General features: G+C 56.2%; 8 protein-coding genes. 2 read left to right on the top strand and 6 right to left on the bottom strand.

The window, feature by feature from the left end:
* Positions 1–99: 99 nt before the first annotated feature.
* Entirely contained in the window at positions 100–402 is a 303-nt protein-coding gene (gene traA, locus AB1451_07130) for a TraA family conjugative transfer protein (protein ID MEW6682682.1), read from the bottom strand.
* 400 nt (positions 403–802) lie between these two features.
* Here traA and AB1451_07135 point away from each other — a divergent pair, with 400 nt between their 5' ends.
* Both AB1451_07135 and AB1451_07140 read left to right on the top strand, forming a co-directional pair.
* The gene (locus AB1451_07135; GenBank protein ID MEW6682683.1) at positions 803–2,125 is read left to right on the top strand and encodes an HD domain-containing protein; all 1,323 of its coding nucleotides are present in this window, start codon (positions 803–805) and stop codon (positions 2,123–2,125) included.
* A gap of 338 nt (positions 2,126–2,463) precedes the next feature.
* A complete protein-coding gene (locus AB1451_07140; GenBank protein ID MEW6682684.1) occupies positions 2,464–3,906 on the top strand; it encodes a TraM recognition domain-containing protein in 1,443 nt (480 codons plus the stop codon).
* Positions 3,907–3,929: 23 nt separating this feature from the next.
* On the opposite strand, the gene thyX is transcribed toward AB1451_07140, so the two are convergent.
* From thyX to AB1451_07165, 5 genes are all read right to left on the bottom strand, one after another.
* Positions 3,930–4,814 carry an FAD-dependent thymidylate synthase gene (thyX, locus tag AB1451_07145; protein MEW6682685.1) on the bottom strand — a complete coding sequence of 295 codons (885 nt, stop codon included), beginning with the start codon at positions 4,812–4,814 and terminating at the stop codon, positions 3,930–3,932.
* Between the two features lie 319 nt (positions 4,815–5,133).
* Entirely contained in the window at positions 5,134–6,177 is a 1,044-nt protein-coding gene (locus AB1451_07150) for a hypothetical protein (GenBank protein MEW6682686.1), read from the bottom strand.
* Positions 6,152–8,686 carry an AarF/UbiB family protein gene (locus AB1451_07155; GenBank protein MEW6682687.1) on the bottom strand — a complete coding sequence of 845 codons (2,535 nt, stop codon included), beginning with the start codon at positions 8,684–8,686 and terminating at the stop codon, positions 6,152–6,154. The genes AB1451_07150 and AB1451_07155 overlap by 26 nt, the downstream gene beginning before the upstream one ends.
* A gap of 1 nt (position 8,687) precedes the next feature.
* The gene (locus tag AB1451_07160; protein ID MEW6682688.1) at positions 8,688–9,824 is read right to left on the bottom strand and encodes a hypothetical protein; all 1,137 of its coding nucleotides are present in this window, start codon (positions 9,822–9,824) and stop codon (positions 8,688–8,690) included.
* A 143-nt stretch (positions 9,825–9,967) separates the two neighbouring features.
* Positions 9,968–10,655, bottom strand: a 688-nt coding sequence (locus AB1451_07165; GenBank protein MEW6682689.1) for a site-specific DNA-methyltransferase, incomplete at its 5' end; no start/stop codon positions are given.

The following is a 10,655-nucleotide window of genomic DNA, read 5'->3' on the forward strand; positions in this document are numbered from 1 at the left end:
CCTCACGTACAGACCAGTACGCTCCGGTCCGGTTCTCGCGGCGCCTTGCATCTGGCGCATTCCTGAACAGGCTCATTACCCAAATCCTCGGAAGCATCGTTAGAACGTGGCGCCGACCAGACCTTCAATAACGGTAGGTCCGTAGGCTGCGAAGATTGCCGTTGCCACTCCAGCCACCGCGGCCAGCGGGCTCTGCCGGACGATTCCGATGAACAGCCCGGCGATCAGGGCGGCGACGGCCAGCGTCTTGCCCAGATACCCGCTGACCCAGTCGATGAACTTCTGGTACAGCGGCTGGAACTCGGTGTCGGCCGTGCCCGCGAGCGCCACGGCTGGCGCGAGCACGGCCAGCAAGAGCAGCGTGAGCACCACGACCTGGGCCATCGTACGTGTCTCTTTCATCTCTCCTCCTTGGTTGTGGGGCAGCGCCCCGTTGCGTGAGCGCGACTGTAGCAACCGCGCGAGATCGGCTGAGGCCACAAAACGGACGGCGTGGGGCGTGTTTTGGCGAGATTCAGAGCAGAAGACCTTGGATGGGGCAGGTATCGTGGGGAGACCGCATTGATACTTCGGAACTACACCGGATCTGATGGTGGAAACGTCCCCAAAGTTGGTTCGCTTCGCTCCCGGACTCGCTCCTGCGACCCTCGCGATGACACTCGCAACCGCGCCCGTGTCGGCACACGCGTCTTTTGGCGATATCGTTCGATCCCAGGTCGAAGAAAGTGCTCAGAGAGCGGAGGCGCTGTGGCGGGGCACACGATGGTTCCCGATGCGCGCGGGTGCGGCTATCGCTAGGCTCATGTCGTGGGAAGACACGCCTGAAGCGTGGGGCGTCTACCAGACCGCTCTGGATGAGGCGACAAACGGGAAAACGGTCCGTAACGGAGACAATCGGAACGAACTCAACACACTACTCGGCGGGGCTCGATCAACCTGGAGTCTCTGGGGAGCCGAAAACGATTTGCGATGGATCGTCTTACGGGACAGCGCGCTCGGCTTGGGCGCCCTGAGTGCTGGACTCGGAGGCGTGGGGGCGCTCGTGGTTGCACGAACCGTTCGGCGCCGGACTACCGCCGAGCATCTGCCGCGATTATCGCGGATGCTCGTCACGCCCAATCAACCACTGGACTTCAGCGTGCCGCAAGCTGACCCGAGATCCACCGCGCTGTACGCACAGGCCGAGAAGCTCGGTGTCCTCTCACCCCTGACCGAGCAGATCCTCGCGTGCTTCGCGGCCTCGCCCGAACACCCGGCCTCGCTGGCCGACCACCTCAACGTCCCGGGCGGGCTCATCGAGCACACCGCGCGGACGATCGAGATCATGGCCACACTCGCGCAGGGTCGGCCCGATGACGAGCGGCGGCTCTGCCTACTGATGGCGCTCGGCCACGACCTGGGAAAGGTGCTGGCCTACGAGAACTCCGATGGCGGCTGGATCGATCGGCGCTTGCCCCACGATCGAATATCCGGACTCATGATCGCGAGCCTGCCCGCTCTCTACTCCGAGATGGGTCCGGCACACCGGGAGGCGCTGTTATGCGCTCTGCGGTACTACCACAACCCCGAAGAGATCCCCACGTCGGCGCCACCGGTCACCTCGGTGCTGTTCGAGCTGATGCACAAGGCCGACGCGATCGCGCACGAGCAGGAAACTTCCCGGAGCCGACAACAGGTTGAGGGGGTGAAGCCCTATCTATGGGAGGCGTTTTGCGCGGCGGTCCCTGATTTCAATATCAACCGGCACCGCGGGGGATATCCCGAGGGGTTCACGGCTGAAGATCTCGTCTATGTGCTCGAACACGCCCTACGAGAGAAGACGCTTGACCGCTTACCGTCGCAGCTCAAAGAGAAGCTGCCGATCCGGCGTCCGCTCGGCAAGCTCCACCCCGCCTGGCCGTTGCTGGTCGACGTGCTGCGAGAGCACGGCGTCCTGGCGGAGGCCGCGCAAGGCCGGAAGCCCAACCCGTCGGCGCTGTTCAATATCAACGCAAGCGGCGTGACGTACAAATGCGTGGCCGCCCTCTCGCTGCCCGCGCTGGAGGCGCTCGCTCCCGAGGCGGTCCGGTCTTGGACACGGTGCCAGCCGTACGAGGTGAAGCTGACCGGGGCGCGGCATGCGTGATGAGGCGCGGCCGGCGGAGTACCTGCCGATCGCGCACACACGCCGTCGCTGGCCCTGGGTGCTGGGTGGCACGGCACTAGTTCTGGTACACGCCGCTTTCTTTCTTCCCTTTCGGGCCGTCGTGCCAATCCCCGGGTGGGTGGATCCATGGTGGGCCATGGTTCTGGTGCTCGTCGACGAAACAGTCGTAGTGCTGGTGATCGCCAGAGGAGTCGCCAGATTCAGGACGAAGATCGCTGCAGAGAAAAATGGAAGTCCCGACTAACGCGACACCTCTTGTGGGGCCGAGGCCTGGCCTGACGCTGGGCTATGACGCCGCAACCGGCAAGGAGCTGGTGTTGCCTGACCGGCTGCTCACCCAGCACATGGCCGTGGTCGGCTCGTCCGGTGCGGGCAAGACGAGCTTCCTGCTCTCATTGATCTACCAGCAAATGCGCCGAGGCGGTGCGGTGATCTTCATGGACGGCAAGCGCCGCTACACCGGCTTTGCCAAAGTGGCGTGGCTCGCCCAAGCCTGCGGGCGCGCGAGCGACTTACGGGTGATCGATCCCCAGGACCCGACGCTCTCCCACGCCTACAACCCGCTCATGGCGCGCGACGCCGAGCGCGAGGCCGGGATCATCGCGAACAAGATCCACCGCCTCCTGCCGTCCGTTCCCGAAGGCCACCCCGCCTCGTACTACTCCAACCTCGCCTACACGGCCATTCTCAAGATGGTGCGCGCGCTCCACCATCTCAAGCGTGGGTTCTCGTACCGAGACATTTTGGCAATCTTCGAAACGCCGGACCAGGCGTTCCGGATCTTGAAACAAGATCTGTATAACGATAACGCGTCGGACTCGCTGATCGAGGTGGAGAAGTTCGTGCGGAAGTTCAAGGGCACGGCCCAAGTGAGCGACTTGCTCTCCGGCCTGATCTCGGAGCTAGGCGCGATCTCGAGCACCCCGATGGGGGACTTTCTGTGCCGGCCGGTTAGCGACGTGGACTTCTACCAGGCGATCAAGAAAAGCCAGATCATCTACGCCGCGCTCCCGCGGCTGCAGGAGACGAAGAAATCGGAAAAGCTGGGCAAGGTGATCTTGACCGACCTGCAATCTTCGATCGGTGCGGTTTACAGCGAGAAGGACTTTAGGCCGCTGATGCCGTGTCTGGTGGTGCTGGACGAATTCGGCTCGTACGCCCTCCCCGATTTTGCCGTGGTCTTCGAGCAGGCGCGCGAGGCCAACGTTGCGGTGGTGGCGGCGTTCCAATTGACGTCGCAGCTCGCGGATCGGGAGAAAGGGCTCTCGACGGGATTTCTGGAGACGGTGATGGGGAACACCGAGATGAAAGTCTTTATGCGGCTCAAGAGCCTGGAGTCGGCGCTGTGGGCGTCGGACTTCTTCGGGCAGGAGCTACGGTGGTTCGCTCAAGTATCGGCGGGCAAATCCACATCGGACGCCGAGCAGGTAATCAGCCTGCGTCGCTACCTGAATCCCCGGCGGACAGACTCCAATTCCTCTTCACTCACGCATCGGCAGATGTACGACCAGCGCGTGCGACCGGAGGCGTTGCTGCACGAACTGCCGGTCGGGGAAGCGATGATCAACTGGAGCGGCGAGCCGCGGAAAACGCGTATTTCGTGGGTCGAGCCGGAAATCGAGCACGGCTGGGACTACGCCAAAACGCTGCCTCGCTTTCGGAGGAAGGAACCGACGCCGCTCGGTTTGTGGCAACGGATCAATCAACGGATCTACCGCGATTTGGAAGAGGAAATGGGGAAGAATTCTAAAATACCATAACAACCTGCGGAGAGGCTCGTTCGCTAACCCCATGGTAATGTTAGCCCGAGGGCACGCAGCTTCGCCTCTAGTTCCGTTCGCTCACGGTTGGGTGCAAGGCGACCGTCCTTGCCCGCGTTGAGTAGGCCGAACTTGCCTGCGAGGCTGCGCGCGCGCGCCGTGGCGTTCGAAACGAGAGCACCTATGATCTCGGCCTCGATGCGTGAGAGTTGAACGGCGTGCCGGCGGTAGTCGAGGAATGCCTCCCAAACTACCGGTACCCACCTGGCAACGATTTCCTGGCCGATAATTGTCGCGTATGCACGGATCTCCTGCTGCGCATGTACGTCCATCCGCAGATTGAGAAAATGAAGTAAATTGTGGAGATCAATCTTCCAATACGCTTCAGTGTAAGTAGATAACGGAAGGTCCTTCCGAGCCTGCTCGCGCGCAACCCCGGCCGTGATCCTTGCCTCATACACTTCGCGCGCCATTTTCTGAAGCTGCCTTTCATTGGCGGACAGACGCTTACCCTCGGTAAGAGGTAGGTGGCCCGTGCTTCCTTGACGGCTCGCTGTAGCTTGTGCCCGCCACTCGTCCGGGGCCGTGCGTTGGGCGGCGTCAATGGCGACGGAGTAACGCGTTGAATGTTCATTGACGTTTGCGGTGCGGTGCCTAATCCACTGGCGCCACGCATCCATCGGAACGCGGACGTGGAGCTTGATCTCACACATCTCGAACGGAGTTGTGTGCGAATGTCGCATTAGATAGCGAATAAGGGCACGGTCTCCTTGCACCTGCTTGGTACCCGTCCCGTACGAGACCCGTGCGGCCTGAACAACCGCGGAGTCATCACCCATATAGTCGATGACGCGAATGAAACCGTCGTCGAGTGCACAAAATGGCTTGCCTAATATCGCATCTAACATGGGGACTCCTGGGCGGTTGAGCCGTTTCGGAGCCCTCGGTATTGGTGCTTTATGTGCGGTCGAGTTCGTCGACTTGGGCGTGGGTTTGGTCTTCGCGTACCGTTTCGAAGATGTCATGAGACTGAACTCAGAAATCGATGGGACTTAACACCTCTATCAGTCAAGGATGTCCAATAAAATGGCTTGGCCGGATAGTTTACAGGACGGATCATTTTTGCATTTCTAGGCCCATCGAGTTTTCCTTCCCGCCCACTCCTTTGAATCAGCACAGATATAAGCCCGGCGAAAGACCATTTGCGACGAGTAGCTATCTTGCCATTTAGTTTTCCGAAAGTGGCCCAAGCTCCAGCAAGTACAGCTGTCCTACACCTTGTGTATATCTTTCTGGCTTAAGAAAATCGCGAGGAGTAGGATATACAATTTGAATATCCTCCACAAACGACCGTAAAATACCGACCGCTACTGCCTGCATCTTGCTTCCTGTGGGTGACACGAGCAGGCGCTCATAGACCCCGTGTTTAACGTATAGAGCTAACAGAGAGGAAAGGGTCTCCTCATAATTTAGCGTGCTGACCTTGTAGCGTTCAGCATCTTGAATTTGATCAAGGCGATTTACTCGGGCGATTGTCCCCTGCCGCCATTGATTATGGGCGCCAGGCGGAATACCTTCGATAATGCTCAGACGGGATGGTTGAAGTTCGGCCCGTAGTGCCGTCAGTTGGTGCGCGTCGAGGGACGGGAACGCTATGAGTCTTGTCTGAACGCTGGCGGCTGCGTTGGAGGATAGTTCAGGAACGACCGTGACCTCAAATACGCCAGAGGAAAGAAAGAAAATGGAAAATGTTGGATCTGACTCCGACCTAGAAATTTCTGCGTCAGCTTCTTCGGCGCTTGGTGGATAACACTGCGCCTCTGCGTAGGCAACAAAGCAGTCCGCAAATCCCTTAGGACGTTTCTGAAGCGCAACCAACGCCTGTACAATCAGCAATCGCGACATCCCTGAAATGTCCACGACAATTCGCCCACGACATACAGCCAATGCTTCGATCAGATCGTTGCCGAAGCCGGCAGGGTCTTGCCGGTCATAGGTCAATTCCCTAACGCTTATGCCCCGATCTTGGCAAATTCTTCGGATATCAGCCGTCTTGTTTTCTGGAACAAATGGCTCGTAAACAATGACCGCTACATTGAAAGGTGTTCCATTCGATGTTGCGTTCTCCAAGATTGCTAGGGCTCGATCTTCAAATCCACCACATACCACAAGCCAGTCTTGTGGATGCAGCTCCACTGCATCTACGGCTACAAGCGCTGGCTTTCGTTGCGCTGCAAGTTTCTCGTCAGGTGTTGGGACTATCAGAGTCATTGAGCGGGATCCCGAGTCGCAGTGGGAGTTGGTCTTTATCTTCACCTTCCTCCGTCTTTGCAAATCTCCTTGCATCTTCCTGGCTTTTCAATCTCAACTTTTGTTCGAAGGTCTTTGGCGCCAGGAGAAACTCCTCAAAGTCTACCGGTTCAAGCTCAATTGAGTCGCGCATGCTGAACGTCAGATTGAAGTGAGGAATTAGGAAGCGCCGTAGGTAGAGGCGTGGCACCACCTTACCGCGGCGACTCTTGCCACGAAAGTCTTCTATGAAAACAGAATAGCGTAGTAGTTCGTCGTAGAGTTGCTGTGCGGCCGGTGAAAGGGAAAACGGCTCATATGGTTCGACCCGTGATGCCTGTTTAGGAGGAGACCCGTCCTCGTTTTTTGAGTCGATGTACTTCAGGTGTGAGTGAGACACGTTCCCAAAGGCCTCGACAATCGAAACCAACTGTTCTCCGCACTTGGGGATGCCTCGCAGATTCTTCAAGAACCTGCCCGCTTCCTCACGAATCGCCCGGTTTTGGGTCTCGGGCGGTATTCTGAACGCGCCCTGTGCATTTGCCAACTCTTGGGCTCCACCACTCAGATTCACCATGTTTCCAACCAAGCTGATTAGGTAGTGAATATCACCGCTGCACAGGCTACAGAGCGTTTCTCTGCCCCACAGAAGTGGTTTCTTGCCGTCACGAATCTGACGCGCCGATTCGTTGTTACTCCATTGCGAACTGGTGCCAACGAGATGCGCAAGCTCTCTCGCGGAAAGGCTTGTATTGCTCTGGGCGAGCCGACGACGAAAAACGTCATCAATAAACGTGAGCTTGGGACCTATTTCAGCATGAAGATAGACCAGTCCCAGGTTCTGGACGATGAATTCTCTACTCTCGACGTATATCTTCTGGTCGATGTCGCTCTTTGCAAATGAGACAGGGCTTTCTGTGGAAAGCTTGAAAAAACAGACAGATGCTCGCTGCATGAACACACGATTCAGGCTTTTCTGTAAATCTTTCGTGACCTTTGGCGAAGAATAGTCATCAATGAAGAAGTAAATTGGCCGTCCTCGAGCGAATGGGAAGTGGCTCAAAGCCTCGCACGCCTTTAGTAATACTTCTGGGCCGAAACATCGTCCTATGTCACGATTCTCGTCGTTCACAAATCGTTGACGCTCGGCCGCTTTTAATCGTTCCTTGTTGAGTCTTGCTATGATGGCCTTGAGCGTTGTCTGCCCCGGGTATTGGGGCGGATCAATCTCGAAGGCACTCCAGAGATTCTCTGCGACCTTTGACTCTGCAGAATTGAACTCATCACCGAAGTGCTTGCGGGCCCATGTTTCGAGTGAATCCAGGAGCTTGGCAAGCAGGGTCGCAGTAATAAAGTGAATAGGGATGTCCAGCGCCTCGTTGCGAGCCGGAATCACATAGCGAGGGAATGCAAAGTAAAGGTCAATACACCGATAGTAGACACCAATGTAACGCGTTTGGTCAGGGTCTGCCTCATTTACATGCATTTTCTGGTCAAGGCTGAGACTTCGGAAAACCGTCGTCTTCCCGCAACCACGTGGACCCGTAACAACAACATTGTTTTGGCTTTCGATCTCAGACAGCCCAAGAAATCTGTCAGAATATAGCGCGCGTAACAAAGACGGGGCCTCCCCGATTTGTTCACAGCTAAGGAAGTCGAATGGTGTAAGCAGACGAGCGGACTCCTGAGCAGCACTCCGCTCGAAATCACCATCGAGATCTATCAGACGTCGGAGAAGACTAGCCGGTTGTCTTGCAAGAGGATCCCGCGTGAGATCTGCTTCGACTAGATGACGAGAAACGAAGTGGTCACGAAGGACTTTGAAGATGAACTTGTCCTTTGGACTGCCTTCCGAATATCTTACCAAACCCAGCAGTTGTTTGAGTATATCGGCAAGCTGCAGATAATCGTCTTTGAACCGAGGTTCGCTTGTCGCATCTGCGACCCCGAAGTCCGTAACCCGAAAAACATATTGAGGCCCCAACAAATCATACGACGAGCGATCCTCGACCAAGATGTTCCCATTATGAAGGTCGCCGTGGCTAACGCCTTGACGTTTCATTTCGTTAAATAGGTTGAGCATGGTTGCCAGCCAATTCGCAATAAAGGTTACCGTAATTACATCGGCAAAGGCTGATACGAATTTTCGGAGACTTGGTCCCTCAACAAACTCAGAGATGAGAACGACGCAGTCGATTCCTGCAGAATCGTCCCGCCATTCTTGAATGTCCTCAAACTTGACGACAGTTGAGCTCTTCAGCGCATCGGCTTTATAGACTTCCTTCCGCCAGAGTTCTCCACCGTCTTGGTCGTGCAAGAGGTTCGATCGCGGAATAACCTTACACGCCAGGTCTCGGTTAAGGCTATCTGATCGTGCGCGGAACACGTGGGCGTCATTCCCGCTATCAACCCACCCGACGACTACTACGTCAGCACGGTTTGGCAGAGGCTTGCCGACAAAATAACTTCGGTCAGGGAGATTCGCACGCATTTCAGTTTCGCTGAAATATGAGGAAATGTTCTGACTTCACACCGCGATACTTTCGGCGAGTTCGACGTACGTCTGGAATATCATCGGTGATGACTTTACGGAGGCGCAGCGATGGAGCATGTTGCTTGACGAGCGAAACGACTACGGAGGATGGATGAGCATGGAAGCTACGCTGCACTTCTTGGCCTACAACGAAAATGCAGTAGCCGTCGCGTCTAAGTCCCTTTTCCACTTTCGTTGCTAAGCTTGTGATTCCATCCACGAACGCTTTGCGCCGTTGGGTGATGTCGTCGTCTTCCCGTTCTGCCAAACTAGGGTCAATGAACCAGAGCCGGAGGCGATTGTCGCGGACATAGTCGAGCGCGTTCATATAGGGAGGACTTGTTATGAGAGCGTCGAACCGACTGGGGAAACTGACTTTTTCGACTGGGATTTGGAAAAACTTTACACCTAACTTGCGAGGTCTGGAAAACCGCTTATAGCTACGGTGCACTTTGGCAAGCAAACGGGGCCTTAGCTCGCGGTACGCATACATCTCAGGAAACCTCGTGCGGGGATACTTCTTGCTGCGAATATATGGGACCAAATGACTGCTTGGATAGGAAAGAAATCCTGGGCGCTGATGATGGAGAATCCCAAGGAAACAAGCCATTAGGAATTCATTACCGCGTCGTCTCGCTACCGTTGCAAAACGTAGTGCGCTACGCAGCGTATCTGGGTGAAAAAACCGTCGCACCCATTGAGGCGTTGAACGGAGGTCTGGTTGTGGAAGGGCCTCGGCCTCCGACAAAGCTTTCTCGACAGTGTTTAGGGCGGCCTGCAATGTTACTGGCGGCGAAAGCTTCGCCTGCGAGAGTATTCGTGCATAGGGGCTGATATCAGTAGCGAATGCTCGACGTCCGCGGAGTGCTGCTTCCAATGGAATCGTGCCGGCACCCGCAAATGGGTCGACAATTAGATCGTCTCGCATCGAGTATCGCTCGATCAAATCACCAGCAATACTACTCTTGATCTTTCCGATGTAAGGAGCCAGTTGGTGTAGGGAACATTCGCGATGAGCGCAGGGTTCTGTCCACCATCGAGGCGCAGTTTCCCGCGGAACCGTTTCCTGGAACTCCTGAGTCAGTCTGGTGCTCATCACATAGCCTGATTCGAAAAAAAATGGAGTCCTAGAGTATGTTGTCCCGTTGATTCAGATGCCATTGATTTCCATGCTCAATTTCCCAGCTAGATGCTATGCTCTTAAAGAACCGTCCAGCCCTGACAGAGTTAGAATTTAGCTCAGAACAACCCAGGTTGTACTCGCGCGGGTTGTGTCTCTGGCTTGTATAGGCGTTCGAACCGCACCCTACTTGCTTCCAGATACTCGGGAACACGCTCGATAGCGGTCCACCGGCGTCGCAGACTTTCGGCGACGACGCCCGTCGTATTAGACCCAGCGAAGGGGTCGACAACTGTATCGTCCTCCTCAGTCAGGAGCTTAATAAAGAATTCCGGCAGGGCGGCGGGGAACCGCGCTGGATGCATTTTCAGACCGAGTTCCTTACTCCGCTTCGCGTAATCATCGTTAGCGGCGTTGTTGCCGAACTTCAGCATTGCTTCTGGAATTGGTGCCCCCGATTCTTCTGGTAATTCCCTCTCAACAACGTTGGGGGGAATAGCGCCGCCGGCCTCGACTTTGTCAAAGGAGTCCCGGATGACGTGCCCCGACGGGCGTACCGTGGGTCGTACACCCCTGCGGCTCAATCGAATCATGTCCGGACTGTATTCTTTCAGAACCCGCAGATTGCTTGCTTTTGGCCAGGGGGTCTTTGAGAACCACCACACATACTCCACAGAATCCTTGATTCGAATCCGCCGAACTGTCACCCATTCGGCCGGCATCGGCATCTTTGCGGGGTTGTACCAGAAGCATTCCTGTGCTAAATGAAAGCCCACCTCTTCGACAAGAGCGATGAGCAAATGGAAA

It is taken from the genome of Nitrospirota bacterium (assembly GCA_040757335.1).
Lineage (GTDB): Bacteria > Nitrospirota > Nitrospiria > 2-01-FULL-66-17 > 2-01-FULL-66-17 > JBFLXB01.

Coding starts and splice junctions, on each gene's coding strand:
- AB1451_07135 (MEW6682683.1), top strand. CDS start 803: ATGTCGTGGGAAGACACGCCTGAAGCGTGGGGCGTCTACCAGACCGCT.
- AB1451_07155 (MEW6682687.1), bottom strand. CDS start 8,686: ATGCGTGCGAATCTCCCTGACCGAAGTTATTTTGTCGGCAAGCCTCTG.
- traA (MEW6682682.1), bottom strand. CDS start 402: ATGAAAGAGACACGTACGATGGCCCAGGTCGTGGTGCTCACGCTGCTC.
- AB1451_07150 (MEW6682686.1), bottom strand. CDS start 6,177: ATGACTCTGATAGTCCCAACACCTGACGAGAAACTTGCAGCGCAACGA.
- AB1451_07160 (MEW6682688.1), bottom strand. CDS start 9,824: ATGAGCACCAGACTGACTCAGGAGTTCCAGGAAACGGTTCCGCGGGAA.
- thyX (MEW6682685.1), bottom strand. CDS start 4,814: ATGTTAGATGCGATATTAGGCAAGCCATTTTGTGCACTCGACGACGGT.